Here is an 18,255-nt window from a genome sequence, read left to right on the forward strand (position 1 = left end):
TTATTTAAAATCCGTTCCTTAGCATTGGGTCGTTTACAAAATCTGACTCAGGAACAGCTTGGCACGGTCATTTTCAGTGTGATCAAAAAATTCATCCGGCGTTCCCTGTTCAACAACGGCACCGTGATCCATGAAAATGATTCTGTCTGCAACTTCTCTTGCAAACCCCATTTCATGGGTGACAACAACCATTGTCATCCCTTCTTTGGCCAGTTTGGTCATAACATCTAAAACTTCACCAATCATTTCAGGATCAAGGGCTGAGGTGGGTTCATCAAAGAGCATTATTTTCGGGGTCATGGCAAGGGCTCTTGCAATGGCAACCCGCTGCTGCTGACCGCCGGAAAGTTTACCCGGATATTCATCTGCTTTTTCAAAAATACCGACTTTTTCAAGCAGTTTTTTCGAAATCCCGGTTGCTTCTTCAGCGGTTCGTTTTCTGACAACAGTCTGGGCAAGGTTCAGGTTTTCCATAACCGTTTTATGGGGGAAGACGTTAAAAGACTGGAAGACCATTCCCACTTCTTCACGAACCTTGTTGATATCGGTTGCTTCATCGTAAATATCAACACCATCAATGATAACTTTACCGGCATCAATCGTTTCAAGCTTGTTGATTGACCTTAAAAGTGTACTTTTACCGGAACCGCTCGGCCCGATGATAACAACCGTTTCGCCCTCATGAATGTCCAGTGAAACATTGTCGAGCGCTTTTAAGTCACCGTAGAATTTACTGACATTTTCTATATGTACAAGGGATTTGCTATTCATCATCACTTATCTTATCCTCCATAATGCCCACAAGTTTTGACAGGATCAATGTGATTACAAGGTAGATAAGGGCTACCATTGTGTATGTTTCAAAATAATCGAATGATTCGGATGCGTATTCCCTCCCCCGCCTTAAAAGATCGGAGACTGCAAGGATTGAGACAAGAGAAGAATCCTTTAAAAGGGCGATAAATTCATTTCCAACAGGCGGCAGTATGGTTTTTACTGCCTGTGGCAGGATAACGTGCTTCGTTGTCTGTGACGAAGTCATCCCAAGTGATCTGGCTGCTTCTGTCTGGCCTTTGGGGATGGCGTCGATACCGGCCCTGAAAATTTCCGCCATATAGGCGCCGTAGCAGATCGACATGGCAATGATTGCGCAGACTTCAGCAGGAAGTTTAACAAATTTCCCCAATGCAAAGTAGATGTAAAAAAGCTGAACCAGAAGCGGAATTCCTCTGATAATTTCAACATAAAGGGACGCAATTCCGTTGATGAACATATTTTGGGAGATTCTTCCAAGCCCTGCAATCAGACCAAATACCAGTGACAAAAGAATTGATGCAATGGTTACTTTAAACGTTACATAAATCCCATCCGGTAAAAATTTTATTATATCAAAATACGGTTCAGGTTTAAAATAGACGAGCGCAATAATAATTGATATGGCACCGACAAAGGCCACCCGCCAGGCAGTAAACAATCCGACATCATCTTTTTTGGGAATTGCCCCGCCTTCAGAAATTTCTACTTTTTTGGGTTTTTCAGCACTACCGGACATTGGCATTTTTTTTTCTTTCCTTGTCTAAATGGATGACCATTCCATGGCTATGGAAATTTTTACGACGCCATTAAAAAAGCCTGATCAAAAAGAATCGGATCAGGCTTTGTGTACAGTAATTAAATTACTTCAGCCACTTTTTTTCAAGTTGCTTGTCGATACCTTTCGCCTGTACAGACTTGATACCTTTGTTGATTAAGTCAAGAAGCGCTTTGTTTCCTTTTTTAACAACGATGCCGTAATTTTCATTGGTAAAAGGTTTACCGGCAATTTTAAATTTACCTTTGTAGCTTTCTTTCTGAAGTGCATAATTAGCTGCGATGGGTGTATCACAAACAACCCCATCAATTCTTCCCGCTGCCATGTCTTCAAAAGGAAGACCGATTTCATCATAGGATTTCAGCTCAACGCCTTTCACTTTCTTGATTTCCATTGCGCCGGTTGTACCAATCTGGGCACCAACTTTTTTACCCTTAAGATCTTCAATAACTTTTGCAGGCGACGCAACAGGAACAACAAGTACCTGACCTGCATTTACATAGGGCATTGAAAAATCCATTGCTTTTTTACGTTTATCCGTGATCGTTACTGAAGAGATGATTGCATCGTATTTACCAGCTTCTACGCCGGCAAAGATTCCATCCCATGCCGTATTTTTGATGACGGCCTTAAATCCTGCTTCTTTAGCAACCGCATTCATGTAATCAATATTGAAACCTACAAGATTTTTATTTTCATCAATCATTTCCATTGGCGGCCATGTTGCGTCCGATGCAACGGTAATAATTTTTTCAGTTTCAACGGCGAAAACGCCTCCAGACATTACCATTAAAAGTAAAGAACAACTAACGCTCAACATTGTAATCAATTTAAATCGTTTCATAACATTCTCCTGTATAAGTTAAGTTCAAAATAAATTAAAGCTGATATTTACGCATTAGATTTTTTGAAGTCAAACAAAAAAAAAGACGCAGCGTGTTTTTTGTTTGCCTTTGTTTTTGAATTGTGGTTAATAATCCAGCCTGATTTTTGATGACGCTAAGGAATGAGTTGGAAATAATTTAAGAGTATAGGAATTTCCATTTCCCAGTACCCAGTACCCAGTACCCAGTACCTAACAGCCCGCCCAAAGGGCGCTAATTTAACCTGGGAGCGCAGGCGTCCCGCCTGCATCGTTGCTGCGGACGGGACGCCCGCGCTCCCGGATATAGAAAAACGGGCAAGTTATTTAAGACCCATTCCTAAGACAATTTTAGAGTATCTTTTGTGATAAAAAAATAATGGTCTGAGAAACCACAACCTTTAAAACAAGTGATAATTTTATGATCCTTCAAAATAAAAAATTAAAAATCGCAGGGGCATATATTCTTCTAATTTTAACAACATTTTTCTGGGGCGTTACATTTGTTGTTGTTAAAGATGCGGTTAATCAGGTAGACGTATTTGTTTTTCTTGCCCAAAGGTTTCTTGCCGCCTCATGTATTCTCCTGCTCCTGTGGCCATTTTTGAAACGGCCCATAGACGGCAAAACCCTTTTAAAAGGTAGCGTTTTAGGGATAATGCTTTTCGGCGGTTTTGCTTTGCAAACCTTGGCGCTCTTATATACTTCAGCATCAAATACGGCTTTTTTGACTGGGCTGAATGTTATTTTTGTCCCCCTTTTATATGCCGTTATTTTTAAAAAAGCGATCGCGGCAAAATCGCTTGCCGGTGCCGGACTCGCCTTTATGGGGCTTTATCTTTTATGTGCAACAGGAACAAACTGGTCTTTTAATAAGGGCGATCTCCTGGGGTTTGCCTGTTCGATCTGCATTGCGATTCATATTATATATACCGGAAAATATGCCCGGGAATATGATGTCTACTGGCTGACAACAATTCAGTTGGCTGTGATTGGTTTGCTGAGTCTGCTCATCGCATATTTTACAGGGTATGATGCACTTGTCTGGTATCCTGAAATCCGTGATGCCCTTATTATCTGCGTGTTGTTTGCAACGATATTTGCATTTCTGGTTCAGACAGGTATGCAGCAGTTTATCAGTCCGTCCTCAACAGCCCTGATATTCTGCCTTGAACCTGTTTTTGCAGCAATTTGCGCCTATTTTCTGATTGACGAAAATATTGGCGTAAAGGGCCTGATCGGTGCGGGGTTGATCCTTCTCGGAATGATTCTTTCGGAAATTAAGTTTAAAAAAAAGAGCCATGTTTTGAAATATAAATTTTCACCCGACCCTGCGCTTTCCAAATCTGATCATTAACATAATTACCATTATTTTGTTACTTTTTTTACCCAATAATTGAGGAAATAATTATTAAATACCACACCCATGTTCTCTTTCAAAAAACATAACATACTGTATATAAAGAAATTTATATAATGGCATGTATGTTGCATTTTAAAACAATATTAAAAATAGATAAAGTTGACATTTAAACCAGGAGATTAAAGATGAAAACAGTTATTTTTTTTATTGTTGTAACAATCTGTATCTTTACATGTACGTTTGCATTTGCAGACATTATTTCTTACACCCCGACAAATTTTAATTCTGCTTCTATGATGGGGGTCGGATTTTGTCTTCTGGGTCTTGCAAAGATCGGCAGGAAAATCATATAACTTGAGAGTATAGGAATTTCCAGTACCCAGTACCCAGTACCCAGCACCCAGCACCCAGTACCTAACAGCCCGCCCAAAGGGCGCTAATTTAATAGTCGAGTCTAAGCTGACCGAATAGATGACAAAATCTGTTTTGTCTCAAGCAACGCCCTTGACATATTACTGCGTTTATGTCCAAGCTGGATGCGGACACTTGTTTTTTTGACAAACTTTGCATTCACTGTTTTTTTCAGTACAGTTTCAATGTCAGTTAAAGGGCGGGTCATATGGTCGGGAGAAAATTCCAGGACCAGGACATCCGGGGTAACATCCAGACGTTTGACTCCGGCCTTGACGGCAAAAATTCTAAGCATAATTTTCAGCAACATATTTTCAGCAGATTTTGGCAGTTTGCCATACCGGTCAATCAGCTCTTTTTTCATATCGGCAATATCCGATACCCGGGACAGCCGGGACAGTCTTCGGTAAATTGTCAGACGCTGCTCCACCGATTCGATGTAATCATCAGGGAATCCCGATGACATGGATGCGTTGATTTCAGGTTGCAGGGGTTCGGTTACATGCTCGCCCTTCATATCTTTGACGGCGTGATCCAAAAGTTTAAGAAACATATCATAGCCCACAGCTGCAATATGACCGGACTGGGATGCGCCCAAAGCGGTACCGGCCCCGCGAATCTGAAGATCCTTCATGGCGATCTGGAATCCGGACCCAAGATCCCGGTGCGCCATGAGGGCTGCCAGCCGCTTTCGGGCATCTTTGGTAAGCCGGGACTCATCTGAAATAAACAGATAGGCGTAAGCCTGGTTGTCCCCCCGGCCGATACGGCCGCGCAGCTGGTATATCTGGGACAGGCCGAAACGTTCTGCCTTGTCTATGATCATGGTGTTGGCACTGGGGATGTCCAGCCCTGATTCAATGATGGTGGTGCAGACCAGCACATTGATCTGCCGGCTGATGAATTTTTCCATCACCTTTTCAAGTTCGGTTTCGGACAATCTGCCGTGGGCCACACCGATATTTGCATCGGGCACAAGTTTTTGTATGTTTTCAGCTGTTTTGAATATGGTCTTTATATTGTTGTGTACAAAAAAGACCTGGCCCTTTCTATCCAGCTCTTTGATAACAGCGTCCCGGACCAGGCCATCTTCATATTTGGTGATGTATGAAATGATGGGCTGCCGGTCTGCGGGCGGGGTGGTAATCACGGAAATATCGCGCATACCGGTCAAAGACATGTGCAGTGTTCTTGGAATGGGTGTGGCAGACAGTGCCAGGACATCCACTGCAGCCCGTTTCTCTTTCAGTTTTTCCTTGTGCTTGACCCCGAACCGTTGTTCCTCGTCAATGATCAACAACCCCAGAGATTTAAAAATGACATCCTTTTGTAACAGTCTGTGGGTGCCAATGACAATATCCACGGTACCGGCGGCGGTTCTTTTTAAGATATCGGCCTGTTCTTTTCTTGTGCGGAAACGGGACAGACATTCAATGGTCACCGGATAATCCTTGAAACGGTCCCGAAACGTATTCAGGTGCTGCTCGGCCAGGATGGTGGTAGGCACCACCAACGCCACCTGTTTGCCGTCATTCACCGCCTTGAACGCGGCCCGGATGGCCACTTCGGTTTTTCCATAGCCCACATCCCCGCAAACCAGCCGGTCCATGGGCATATCCTTTTCCATATCCAGGTGGACATCGTCTATGGCACGGAGCTGATCCTTTGTCTCTTCATAGGGAAAGCCGGCTTCAAAATCGTTGTAGTAGTTATCCGGACGGCTGAATGAAAATCCTTTGGCCACTTTACGCCGGGCATACAGATCAAGCAGGCCGGCGGCCATTTTTTCAACTTCGGCCTGGGCCTTGGCCTTGGAATTTGACCAGGATTTGGAACCTATTTTGTCAAGCACGGGGGTATAGCCGTCCACCCCGATATACTTGCCGATCACCTCCATTCTGTCCACGGGGACATAGAGCTTGTCATCATTCTGGTAAACCACCAGAATAAAATCCTGGGTGATGCCGGATACGGTAAGGCTGAAAAGGCCCTCATACCGCCCTACCCCATGTTCTAAATGAACGATAAAGTCTCCGTTTTTCAGCTCTTCCGGAGCAATGAATTCCGCTTTTAAGTCTCGTTTTGCCGAGACCCTGCGACGGATGCGTTTTCTGCCGAAAATCTCATCTTCGGTCACAATACTGAAATTTTCAAGGTCCGGGACAAAGCCGGCGCTTAACGTACCCACGGTGAAATACACGCCGGGAGTCATGTCGAAAAGAGCGGCAAAATTGCGGCAAAATTGCGGTGCTATGCCGTAGGGCGCAAGAAGTGCATTCAACCGCTTGGCCTGGGCATCCCGGCTGAGTACAAACAAAATGTATTGAACCTCCTGCTGCTGTCGCGTAATCCATTCCACCAGAGGGGTTAACGGTGTGGCATCTTTCGGCCTGTTGCGCAGGGATTCCGACAGCGCCCGGTTATCTGAACATTTCAGGGAAAGAACGTTTGCTTTACGCTTGTCCTGTTCCAGCATGAGCGTTTTAAAACAAAGGGTTTTAGATGCAAAAATTTTTTCTTCGGTGGTTTGCCAGTCCCGGCAAATTGATTCCGCCGGCAGGCTTATTTTTTTTTCTTCGGCCAGGGCATTAAAATGATGGCTTAAACCGTCATGGAACGCTTGTGCTTTTGTGGGCAGTTCATCGGCATCATCCAGAACGAAAACCGTATTTTCCGGCAGGTAATCGAACAACGTATCCAAAGAATCATACACAATGGGCAGCATGGACTCAATGCCGTCAAACCGCCCCTTGTCCCGGATCTGATTGACGTGTTCCCGGATTCTGTCCGCCGTAAGCCCGGCCTGGGCGCCTGCCTTTCGCAGACGGGCCTGGACATGGGGCAAGCTTTGTTTTGTGATCACGGCTTCCGTGGCCGGCACGAGAATGGTTTCAGCAAGTTCCTTTGTGCCACGCTGGGTATAAGGCGAAAAATGGCGTATGGATTCCACAAGATCCCCAAAAAAATCAAGGCGTACCGGTTGTTTCAGTCCCGGAGAAAATATGTCAACAATACCGCCTCTGACCGCATACTCCCCCGGGTCCTCCACAAGAGTAGATCTGGTATATCCGCTTGCCTCAAGGTTTTCCAGCAATCCGTCCCTGTCAATTTCTTCATTGGCCATGACCAGTTCAAAACTGTTTGTCATAACCTCTTTGGGCATCAGAAAAGATAAAAGCGGATCAACATAAGTCACCAGAATAAACCTGTCCCGGATGGTCTCACTAATGCTGAACAGGGCCGCAAGTCTTGCGGCGGATGTCTCTTTGTGAAAGGAAATATTTTTGACACCCGGGTAATGGCTGCCTGGAAAAAAAATAATGCGCTGATGGTCGGCCGGCATAAAAAATTGAAGATCACAAATAAATGCCGCCGCTTTTTCGGCATCCGGTAAAACAACGGCCAAAGGCTGGTTCAAGCCGGCAAACAGCTGGGCGGTTATCCATGCTTTCGGGGCATAGCTGTCACCTGTGGCAAGCATGGTATGCTTGTTTTTTTTCAACGAATTCAACATGGCATCAATCATTTAAACCACCTGAGCAATTTTAAAACAAAATTGGGAATTTATCATCCGGATACCAAGTGCGCAAGTTCTAAACGCTTTTCACATCAATTCTAAATATGACTCTTTCTTGTGACCCTTTGTGTCTTTGGGGCTTTGTGAGAGAATAAAATTAGAATTGCTGCTTTTTTCATTACTTTCTGGGATGAAATTCATGATGCATTTTAATCAGGTAATCGCGTGAAATATGGGTATAAATCTGGGTGGTTGAAATATCGGAATGACCAAGCATGGTCTGGACCGAGCGCAGGTCTGCCCCACCCTCTATCAGATGGGTGGCAAAAGAGTGCCGCAGGGTATGCGGGGAGACAGGCCGGGCAATGCCGGCAACAAGCGCATATTTTTTTATAATTTTCCAGAATGCCTGGCGGGTCATGGGCTTGCCCGCCCTGGCAATAAACAGAAAGTCACTTGACAGCTGCTTTAATGCCTTGGGACGCCCTTGATCCAGCCAACCCCTCGCCGCGTCTTTGGCCTTTGAACCAATGGGCACAATTCTCTCTTTGGCACCTTTGCCCATGACCCTGACAAGACCTGCGTCCAGATTCACGTCAACGACTTTTAAATGTATGAGTTCTGAAACCCGGAGCCCGGCCCCGTACATGATTTCCATCATGGCAAGATTTCTTTGCCCTTTAGGTGTTGTGACATCACAGGCGTCCAAAAGTGCTTCCACCTCATTGACGGAGATAACACCCGGCAAATGCCGGCCGGTTTTGGGAATATCAATATCTTTCAAGGGATTGAGGGAGATCCGTTTTTCTGCTGTCAGGTATTTATAAAACCCCCTGATGGAGATCAGGTGTCTGGCTCTGGATTTGGCTGACAGGCCCTGGCGGGTAAGATAAACCAGCCATCCAAGAATGGCGGTGGTGTCGGCATTACCAAGATCCTCAATCCCGTTGTCGGACAGGTAATTGATATATGAAGCCAGATCTGTGCCATAGGCTGTAATGCTGTTGGCGGAAAGCCCTTTTTCTATGGTCAGATAATCTATATACGTATCTACCAGTTCATGCATGGTTTATCCTTCATGGGTCTTAATGGGTGTTACTGGAATAATTCGGAGATACACCGAAATCCGATAGTGTTGGCCGTGGTATCAGAAGGGAACAGGCCCCGGGAACTGATGCTAACGGAGTTTTTGGCATTCCAGGCCCCGCCCTTGGCCACATTGAACAATTTGGCTTTACGGCCGGCAAAAGGGGACGGCTGGGTGTCGGCTGTCCATTCCATGACATTGCCTAACATATCAGTCATGCCGAAAATATTGGCCGCATGGTCATAGTCGTCCACCGGCGTTGTATCTGCAAAACCTGAAGATTCAATGTTCAATGCGCCTGGATCAAATTGATTGCCCCAGGGGTATTTTAAAGACACATCCGTGCGTGCAGCAGCCTCCCATTCGGCTTCCGTAGGCAGGCGCCGTCCGATCCAGGCGGCATAGGCAAAGGCATCATCCACACTGATTTGAACCACAGGATGGTTTCTTTTGCCGTAAAGGGTGGAGCCGGGTCCTAGCGGCTGGTACCAACAGGCCCCTTTAACAATGGAAGATCCGGCCTGTTTGCGCCAGACCACGTTCCCCCCTTGTCGTTTAAACCGGGAATGGTAAACCGTTCCAACGCCTTTTTTTTCAGCTGTGGTGACATATCCGGTCTGTTCAATAAAAATTTCAAATAACGCATTGGTCACCGGATATTTGCCCATATACACCTTGGGCATGTCAAAGGGTTGTAATGCCAGACTGGATTTCAAGGATTTTTCCGTACCAATGGTATAGGTACCTTCGGGGATAGTGACATATGCATTGAATTTTTTTTCACGCTCTCCCAGAAAATCATCAAACTGTTCAGCAAGTTCCCGGGCTTTTCTAAACGCCTCAAGGGCTTTGAGCTCTTCTTCATCAAGTTCGTCAAGCTCTTCCAAGTCCTCGTCCGCATTTAAATCGACTTCTTGTAATTCCTGATCCTCGTCAATGTCTATGTCTTCTATCTCTTCAAGGGACTCATCATCATCCAACTCAACATCTTCTATTTCCGTATCTTCATCAATCTCTTCCAATTCTTCAAGGTCTTCATCCTCGTCAAGTTCGATATCTTCAATCTGTTGATCTTCATTTATTTCTTCGACGTCTTCAAACTCGTCATCGTCAATCTGTTCAATCTGCTCATCAAGGAGATCCTCGTCGACCGTTTCAAGGTCTTCATCCTCGTCAAGTTCGATATCTTCAATCTGTTGGTCTTCATTTATTTCTTCGACATCTTCAAACTCGTCATCGTCGATCTCCTCAATTTCAACATCATCGTCAATTTCTTCAATCTGCTCATCAAGGAGATCCTCGTCGATCTCCTCAATCTCAGCATTTTCATCAACTTCCTCGATCCCAACGTCATCTTCAAGGGGGCCTACACCATCACCATCACCATCACCATCACTACCGGCCCCTTCGTTGTCATCAAAAATTCCGGCGCCAAGCCGGTTCAATACCTTTTTAATCTCTTCTATGATACCTGTTGATTCATTATCTGCACCAGGAGATTGAATTTTATCCAGAAACTCACCTACAGCGTTAAGCACATCCGCGGCCGTGGTAAGATCAAATTCATCGGTTTTTACAGCATTGCTAAAAGATTGCAGAAGATTATTTTTAGCATCTGCCGTCATATCAAAAATATTTGATTCAGTCAGCGTTATATCTTCAGAATTAAGACCGTTTATGGACAATTTTTTCAAGTCGGCATTGATGGACGATTTAAGACTGAAAAAATTTCTTCTTTTGGATTTTATTTTTGCAGGATCATCCCCGACGCGCCAGATTTGACGAATAATACTGTCCCCGTCAATGTACGAAAGTGCCTGAATGCTATCTTCGGAAACATAATATGCAGCTATGGTTCGAATCGCCTTATCCTTGACGGATCCGGGGCGGTAGTTAAGATTTTTTAATGCCTCGGTAATGCCGGACAGGGTGATGGATACATTGGCCAAACCTTAAAATCCTCTTTAAGATATATGTTTTAGTGTTTTTATTCGACTATCAAATTTTTAAGGAATTTGTTCAAATTCAAGGCGGAAAAAATTTTTAACCGGATGAATATACAATATATTTTGCTGAATGCATATAAAAAATCTGGATACGATATGATTTGGCGTTGATAAATTTTTTATGAATATGTTAAAAAGATAAAAAGAAATGAGAAATGTATTAACTATTTCAGGACTCAAGGGCGGTACCGGCAAGAGTATCACAGCCCTTAATTTATCCGCTTCTATGGCGCTTTATGGAAAAAAAGTGCTGCTGGTTGACTGTGACCCCCAGGCAAGTGTGTCCCAATGGCATAAGATGGCTTCAAAAGGGAATAATCATGACCTTGCACAGGTGCTGGCCGGCAGAATACATGTTTCCGATGCCGTATCCGAAACCGATCTTGACGGACTGGATATCCTGCCTGCCGGTTTCGGCCTTTTTTCCATGTCCCTTAAACTTACCAGACATATAGACAACGAAAAGCTTCTTCGTCTTATTATTGATGAAATTGAGCATGATTACGACATCATTATTCTTGATGCGCCTTCATCCTGCGGCTATCTAAGCATCGCCGCTTTAACGGCAGCAGACTGGGTTGCGGCAGTGGTCATCCCGGATGAAGACTGGGTCAGTGATTTTCATTCACTGATTAGAATTGTCCGATATATACGCCAATCCCACAAGATACCGTTAAGCATTGCAGGTATACTGTTCAACAGATGCAAGAGCAAAAAACAGATGAAAAATCATGCGGATTCCGAAGTGTTTGAACAGATTCGTCCCCTGATATATAAAACCATGATCCCTGACGATGACATGCTTGACAAGCCCTCCCCTTTTCTTCGTCCGCTGTCTTTGTACGACATTAAAGGACAGGCGTCCCAGGCTTATTTGGCGGTCGCCCGGGAGATTAGCCCTGCATTCAATTTAAAATGAGGAGACGCCCATTGAAGTTGACTAATCCGGAATCCATCCAGGAGAGTGAAAAAGAGTTTATTGACACCATCAATGCTGAACTTGACTGGGATGTCATCGAGCAGATGCTGCTTGACAAACATAATTTTGAAGTTCAGGATGACATTGAATACAAGGATGGAAATCTTATCGTTTACAACAATGAAATCGCTTACAAATTTGATTTTCAAATCAAGGTTCCCCTTTCGGTAATTTTCAACCGTGTTGGTAAATGCTTATCCATGTCAACCACCAGGGAAGAAGAAGCCCCTAAAAATACCGAAGACCTGGAAATGCAAGACGCCTCAACGACTCAAACGCCTAGCGGCGAGCCGGATAAAAACAACGTAGAGGAAATTGCTGTTGAGATTGCTGATTTGATCTCTGAAATTAATAATAACGCGTAAAGGGGAAGGAGATAAATATGCCGGAGGGCAACAGCACCATCAAGCAAGAGTCTGTCAGAAAACAGTTGGATGAAATTTTAGTCAAGGAGATCACCGCGCTTCTTGATGTAGATTCCAATATGGCGCTGATGTCTTTCAACCTTGCCACCATTGCCTGTATCATCATCAGCGTGGATCGGGAACGTGAAATCAAAGCGTATGCAGACTCTCCTCCGGAACGTTTTAACCGCAAAACCTTTATGTCTGAACTTGTGGACATCGGACTTGATCAGGATGAGTACCTTGATAATGCCATATCAACCGTCCTGGGATCCGGGTACATCACCGTCCTTTCTAATGGTGCGTTTAAAGCAGAAATGCCTGCTTTTATGATGGTCGGTTTTTTAGACTCCATGTTTCCGGGTATGCAGGGTCTTAACCTGATTGCTTTTATCCTTCAAATAAATGACGAAGTCAATACCGGCCGAAAAAGCCTTGACCTTGCAAAAAAAAGCTTTGAAACAACGCTTAAAACCCGTGGCGTTTCGGTGACAAAAGACCGCGCACAGGAACGGGCAACCGAAATGGTTAAAGGGGATCACAAAACCGTCACGGTGCAGTCCAAGCAAATTATAGCCCGGTTGAAAAGGGAAAAACTCAACAAGTTGTCCCAACTTATAAAGTCGAGAAGAGAACGAACGGATGGCTATCAGAAAAAAGTAAAAGTTAAAAATTTTTTTGACAAAGCGCCAAGCCCTGAAAAAATTGAGGCTGAAAAACAAAAAATCAGGGAAGATGAAAAGACAGCCCTGAAAGCTGCGAAACTTGAAAAAGAGTTGGCAGAGAAAGAGGAGAAAATCAAAGAAGCCGAGCTTACTGTACAGAAATTTGCAGAACAGCTTAAACTTATTGAAGAAAAGGAAAAAGCTGCCGAAGAGGCCCGGGCTCAAGCCATAGCTGCCAAGCAAAAAGCGGAAGCAATTACGGCAAAGGAACAGCAAATGGCTGAAAAGGAAGCCAGACTTATAGCACTTGAGAAAGAATTGAAACGCAAAGAAGAAGCGTCAAAAAAACAAGCAGAAGAAAAAGAACGTGCAGAAAAACAAGCAGAACACACAAAAACCCAAGATGATATTGAATCCAAAATCGCTGACTTTGAGGAAACTTTAGCCATGCCCTGTCCCTTGTGTCGTGACGGCCGGGTTGAAGAAAAGACCACGGAAAAAGGGAAAATTTTTTACTCCTGCAACCGCAAGGATTGTCGATTTGTCTCCTGGAATAAACCCTATCATTTTGAATGCCCCTTGTGTAAAAATCCTTATCTGATTGAATATCTTACACCGTCAGGCACCCCGGGACTTAAATGTCCCAGGGTTTCATGCATCTATTCCCAGGACAACCTGTTGGCACCCATTCAGCACATGGCCGCCATTTCAGCACCAACAGCACCTCCCCCAAAAAAGAAAAAGCTGGTCAGACGCGTTAAACGACGGCGATAAATTAGCGCCCTTTGGGTGGGCTGTTGGGTGGTGGGTGCTGGGTGCTGGGTGCTGGAAATTCCTATACTCTTCGATGTTAGAACCAATCCCCAAATTAACAAAAACCGGATCATTGAGTACATACATCCGTCTGCCGAAACGCGGGGTTTCCCCCATTGTTCTATGACTTTTTCCAGTGTTAAATTCCATTTACTTATAGATTTGGTGCCGCCTTGGGCGGCGGGGACACTATTCGTGTAATAGCGAAAATCCACAAGTGAAAAAAAGAGGCGTCCGTGACAAAAAAAAATATCAAAATTTTAATTGTTGATGATCACCTTGCCCTGCGGGAGGGACTCAAGGTTATATTGCAGCTGGAACCTGATTTTGTGATAATAGGAGAAGCCGAGGATGGAAAGCAGGCCATAAAGCTGGCGCGAACCCTTATCCCGGATGTCATCATTATGGATATGGATTTAGGTGATATGCATGGGACTGAGGTAACTGAATTGATTCTGGCCCATCAGCCGGATATTTGTGTGATCGGTTTTTCCATGCACACGGATCCGGAGCTTGCTGAGGCCATGCGAAAGGTCGGTGCAAAGGCATACTTGAGTAAGAGCGACGCCCCAGATCAGCTGATTTCGGCCATACGAAGATATAAAAAAACGGTGGAAAGTGAAGAACATCGATATGCTGACCAATGCAAAAGATAAAAATCATATTCTATTTGGTATATTCAAAGGGGCATGGTAATATCAGTCACTATAGTTCCGATCATATGACTTCAAACCCAAAAAGGCAGCACTAAACTACTGTAAATATTAAAATAAAAACCTCAAAAAAACATCAAATCATGTGACCGCAACTATAATTAGGTACGAATGTTCAAACTATGTCATAACATATAAAATTCACTATCTTTCAGGAATCTAAAACTAAATTATTATAAGGAGGACGGCAATTCCTCCCCTGAGTTAAAGGCTCAGGGGGGGGGGGCTTGCCGCATTTTATGAAAAAGATTGTAGTTGCTGAAGATAATACCCTGTTTCGTGAAGGGTTGTGCCTGATGATCAATTCAGATAAGGCTCTTAAAGTAGTGGCTCAGGCCGCTGACGGATTTTCCGCCGTTGAAACAACCCTTTCGCTTAAAGAACCACCGGATTTGGTCATGATGGATCTGTCCATGCCCAGGATGGACGGGGTCTCTGCCATTAAAGAAATCAAGCGCCAGAGGCCGGATTCCCAAATTATGGCATTGACCATTCACGATTCGGATGAATTTATCCTGGAGTGCTTTGATGCCGGCGCCTCGGGATATTGTTTGAAGGATTCATGCCAGGAAGAGCTGTTAAAAGCAATCCATATAGTCCTATCCGGAAAGACCTATATCAGCCCTGGAATTACCGGCACCGTCATGAAAGGATTTCTGGACGGCCGCCGAAAGCTAAAAAAAACAACCGCCTGGGACAGCCTGACCCAGCGGGAGCGAGAGGTCCTTAAACTGGTGGCCGAGGGGTATACCAGCAAAGAGGCAGCCGGATTCTTATATATCAGTCCAAAAACTGTGGAGCGTCATCGCTCCAACATTATGAATAAATTGGATCTGCACAATGTTTCTGAATTAACTGCTTTTGCCATTGAAAAAGGCCTTGTTGTTTAATAAACGAAATTATTTTATATGTCCCGAACTCTCTTTTCACACGCCTATGGAGAAACTGAAAGCAGCAGGAAACGGCTTGCTGTTCAAGCGGCAACCTTTATTGTCATGCTGATGGCCTTTTATATCGGCTCATTTTACAATTTTCTGCTTTTTCATACCCTTGCCGAAATGTTTGCGGTGGTAACCGCCTGCAGTATTTTCATGGTTACCTGGAATGCCCGGCCCTTTTTCAAAGAGAAATCATTTTTCTCTTTTGTGGGAATCGCTTATCTTTTTGTGGGGATATTGGATCTGACACACACCATGACATATAAAGGGGTCAATATCCTGCCGGGCATTGATCCCAATGTGCCGACCCAGTTGTGGATATCAGCCCGCTACCTTGAAAGCGTTTCTTTGTTAGGGGCATTTTTTTTATTTAAAAGCCGGATCAAGGCTCAAATTTATCTCTTTGGTTTTTCTGCAGCCACGCTTTTAATTCTGCTCTCCATTTTCCACTGGCAGATATTTCCCGACTGCTATCTTGAAGATGCCGGGGGGCTGACCGCATTCAAAAAAAACAGCGAATACATCATCTGCCTGATTTTGGGGCTGGCGCTGTCAGCACTTCAGCACAACCGGAACCGGTTCGAGAGTACGCTTTTCAACTGGCTGCAGGCATCCATCATCGTTACCATTATTTCTGAACTGCTGTTTACAACCTATGTCGGGGTGTATGGGCCGGCCATTATGCTGGGACATTATTTCAAGATCGTCTCCTATTATTGCCTTTACAAAGCCCTGATTGAAACCGGTCTTTCAAGGCCTTACAGTACATTGTTCAAAAATCTTACCGACAGCAGGGAGAGTTATCAGGCCTTGTTTTCAAATATGATTGATGGGTTTGCCAGACACCGGGTGATTTGGGATAAAAACGGGATACCCGCGGATTATGAATTTCTGGAAACCAATCCCGCGTTTGAAGAACTGACCGGTTTTAAAAATGTGGTCGGCAAAAGGGTCAAACAGTTGATGCCGGACATCGAAAAGGACCCGGTCAATTGGATTGCCGTTTTCGGTAAGGTGGCCATGGACGGTAAGCCTGTTCGTATTGAGGGGCGCTCAGACCAGCTTGGAAAATGGTTTTCCGTTAACGCATATTGTGTCAGGCACGGCGAATTTGTTACGATTATTGAAGATATCACAGAAAAAAAACAAGCCCTTGATGCCCTTTTTGTTCAAAGTGAGTGGCTTAAAACCACATTAAACAGCATTGGAGACGGTGTCATCTCAACCGATGAAAACAGGCGGATTTCATTTATTAATCCTGTTGCAGAAAAGCTCACCGGGTGGGCGCAGGCGGATGCATTAGGAAAAAGAATTGAAGAGGTGTTTTCCATAGACCTGGAATCCCGGAATTGTTCATATACACAGATACAGGAACTCTATGTTCCCGAGGATTTACCGATGCCGCTTGCCTGCAAAGGGATGCTGGTGCGGCGGGACGATACCCGGATTCCGGTTGAAGAGACCATCAGCCGGCTTGAAAATGAAAAAAAAGAGGTAACTGGGCTTGTGTTCGTATTTCGCGATATCAGCGTGCAGCAGGAGTACCAGAAAAAGCTTAAAAATGCCAATGAACGTCTCGAAGAAAAAATTGAGGAGCGGACCCGTTCCCTGTACCAGACCATCAAGCGCCTTGAAGAAGAGATTGAACTGCGCATGGACGCAGAAACCCGGTATCACAATTCCCATAAAGAGATGCTGGCCCGGGCGGGCCAGCTCAGGGCACTGGCCGGAAAGCTTACCATGGCCGAGCAGGCAGAACGCAGGCGGGTGGCAAAAATTCTGCATGACGGTATCCAGCAGTATATGGCTGCAGCCAAGCTGCATTTAAGTGGTCTGGAACGACAACTCCAGGACCCGCAGCTCAGTGACGCGGCTAAAAAAATAGAAGAAACCATCGGCACCTGCATCCAGATGGCGCGCTCATTAAGCGCGGACTTAAGTCCGCCGGCACTTTACAGGGGCGGGCTGATTTCCGGTTTAAAATGGCTTGCCGGTCGAATGCAGGAACGTCATCAATTTCATATGGATTTTACATCACAAATATCCGGCGTGTCACTTTCCGAAGATATTGTGCTGCTGGTGTTTGAGTCGGTTCGCGAGCTGCTATTTAATGCGGTCAAATATGCCGGAACATCAGCGGCCAAAGTAAGGCTTAAAAAAGAGGGTGAGGATCATCTTTGTCTCAGTGTCCAAGATGAGGGCAAGGGATTTGATCCCTCCGGCATTACTGTTTCCAATAATATGAATCAGGGACTTGGCCTGTTCAGCATTCAGGAGCGGATTCAATTGATCGGCGGAACCTTTAAGATCACAAGCAGCCCGGGCCGTGGCAGCCGGTTTGATATTGTCTTGCCGTATGAACAGGAAACAAAAACGTCCATTTCAACAGATGATAACCCTGCGAACAACTCTGCCGCCCCTAATGATAATGCTGTCGGGAAGCGGTCATCGGAAAAAGATATCCGGGTGTTGCTGGCAGACGATCATGCGATTTTTCGTAAAGGCGTATTCCAGGCCCTTAAGGAAACTGCCGGTATCCAGTTAATCGGCCAGGCCCATGATGGCATGGAGATTGTGGAGTTGGCCGGGAAATTAAAGCCCGATGCGATCCTCATGGATATCAATATGCCGGGCATGAACGGCATTGAAGCCACCCGCCGTATTTATAAGGCGCACCCTGAAATAAAAATTCTGGCCCTGTCCATGTATGAGAAAGAAGCGTATGCCCGGGACATTATTTCTGCCGGTGCCGTAAATTTTATTAGTAAAGGGTGTACTGCTTCCGAGATGGTGGCGGCCATTCAGAAGGCTGTAACGGTTGTTTAAAAATATGAAGGATGCCAAAATTTGTCATATTAAGGCAACATTTGACTATATTTTTGCTAACAGTTGAGAACCCAAAAAAA

14 protein-coding genes are annotated in these 18,255 nt (G+C 44.8%); 8 read left to right on the top strand and 6 right to left on the bottom strand.

Annotated features, from left to right (window positions below):
• Window positions 1–33: 33 nt before the first annotated feature.
• The 3 genes from HXW94_RS00700 to HXW94_RS00710 form a co-directional block, all read right to left on the bottom strand.
• The gene (locus HXW94_RS00700) at window positions 34–771 is read right to left on the bottom strand and encodes an amino acid ABC transporter ATP-binding protein (protein WP_218576517.1); all 738 of its coding nucleotides are present in this window, start codon (window positions 769–771) and stop codon (window positions 34–36) included.
• A complete protein-coding gene (locus HXW94_RS00705; protein ID WP_246293668.1) occupies window positions 764–1,558 on the bottom strand; it encodes an amino acid ABC transporter permease in 795 nt (264 codons plus the stop codon). The genes HXW94_RS00700 and HXW94_RS00705 overlap by 8 nt, the downstream gene beginning before the upstream one ends.
• 118 nt (window positions 1,559–1,676) lie before the next feature.
• On the bottom strand, window positions 1,677–2,435 hold the full coding sequence (locus HXW94_RS00710; protein WP_178364980.1) for a basic amino acid ABC transporter substrate-binding protein: 759 nt from the start codon (window positions 2,433–2,435) through the stop codon (window positions 1,677–1,679).
• A gap of 439 nt (window positions 2,436–2,874) precedes the next feature.
• Here HXW94_RS00710 and HXW94_RS00715 point away from each other — a divergent pair, with 439 nt between their 5' ends.
• Together HXW94_RS00715 and HXW94_RS00720 are read left to right on the top strand one after the other, a co-directional pair.
• A complete protein-coding gene (locus HXW94_RS00715; RefSeq protein WP_178364981.1) occupies window positions 2,875–3,810 on the top strand; it encodes a DMT family transporter in 936 nt (311 codons plus the stop codon).
• A 191-nt stretch (window positions 3,811–4,001) separates the two neighbouring features.
• A complete protein-coding gene (locus HXW94_RS00720) occupies window positions 4,002–4,169 on the top strand; it encodes a hypothetical protein (RefSeq protein ID WP_178364982.1) in 168 nt (55 codons plus the stop codon).
• Window positions 4,170–4,270: 101 nt separating this feature from the next.
• On the opposite strand, the gene mfd is transcribed toward HXW94_RS00720, so the two are convergent.
• The 3 genes from mfd to HXW94_RS00735 all read right to left on the bottom strand — a co-directional run bounded on the left by mfd (window position 4,271) and on the right by HXW94_RS00735 (window position 10,780).
• On the bottom strand, window positions 4,271–7,753 hold the full coding sequence (mfd, locus tag HXW94_RS00725) for a transcription-repair coupling factor (protein WP_178364983.1): 3,483 nt from the start codon (window positions 7,751–7,753) through the stop codon (window positions 4,271–4,273).
• A gap of 169 nt (window positions 7,754–7,922) precedes the next feature.
• On the bottom strand, window positions 7,923–8,810 hold the full coding sequence (gene xerD, locus HXW94_RS00730) for a site-specific tyrosine recombinase XerD (RefSeq protein ID WP_178364984.1): 888 nt from the start codon (window positions 8,808–8,810) through the stop codon (window positions 7,923–7,925).
• A gap of 29 nt (window positions 8,811–8,839) precedes the next feature.
• Window positions 8,840–10,780 (bottom strand): formylglycine-generating enzyme family protein, encoded by a 1,941-nt coding sequence (locus HXW94_RS00735; protein ID WP_178364985.1) that lies wholly within the window; start codon window positions 10,778–10,780, stop codon window positions 8,840–8,842.
• A gap of 205 nt (window positions 10,781–10,985) precedes the next feature.
• Between HXW94_RS00735 and HXW94_RS00740 the strand changes: the two genes are divergently transcribed.
• The 6 genes from HXW94_RS00740 (at window position 10,986) to HXW94_RS00765 (ending at window position 18,175) form a co-directional block, all read left to right on the top strand.
• Window positions 10,986–11,756, top strand: a complete 771-nt coding sequence (locus tag HXW94_RS00740; RefSeq protein ID WP_178364986.1) for a ParA family protein — start codon at window positions 10,986–10,988, stop codon at window positions 11,754–11,756.
• An 11-nt stretch (window positions 11,757–11,767) separates the two neighbouring features.
• Window positions 11,768–12,181, top strand: a complete 414-nt coding sequence (locus tag HXW94_RS00745) for a hypothetical protein (RefSeq protein ID WP_178364987.1) — start codon at window positions 11,768–11,770, stop codon at window positions 12,179–12,181.
• A gap of 17 nt (window positions 12,182–12,198) precedes the next feature.
• Window positions 12,199–13,659 (top strand): DNA topoisomerase I, encoded by a 1,461-nt coding sequence (locus HXW94_RS00750; RefSeq protein WP_178364988.1) that lies wholly within the window; start codon window positions 12,199–12,201, stop codon window positions 13,657–13,659.
• 275 nt (window positions 13,660–13,934) lie between these two features.
• Window positions 13,935–14,354, top strand: coding sequence for a response regulator (locus HXW94_RS00755; RefSeq protein ID WP_178364989.1), 420 nt, complete (start codon window positions 13,935–13,937; stop codon window positions 14,352–14,354).
• A gap of 284 nt (window positions 14,355–14,638) precedes the next feature.
• Entirely contained in the window at window positions 14,639–15,301 is a 663-nt protein-coding gene (locus tag HXW94_RS00760) for a response regulator (RefSeq protein ID WP_246293669.1), read from the top strand.
• Between the two features lie 18 nt (window positions 15,302–15,319).
• On the top strand, window positions 15,320–18,175 hold the full coding sequence (locus HXW94_RS00765; protein WP_178364990.1) for an MASE3 domain-containing protein: 2,856 nt from the start codon (window positions 15,320–15,322) through the stop codon (window positions 18,173–18,175).
• The last annotated feature ends 80 nt before the right edge of the window (window positions 18,176–18,255 follow it).

The organism is Desulfobacter latus, assembly GCF_013389365.1.
Lineage (GTDB): Bacteria > Desulfobacterota > Desulfobacteria > Desulfobacterales > Desulfobacteraceae > Desulfobacter > Desulfobacter latus.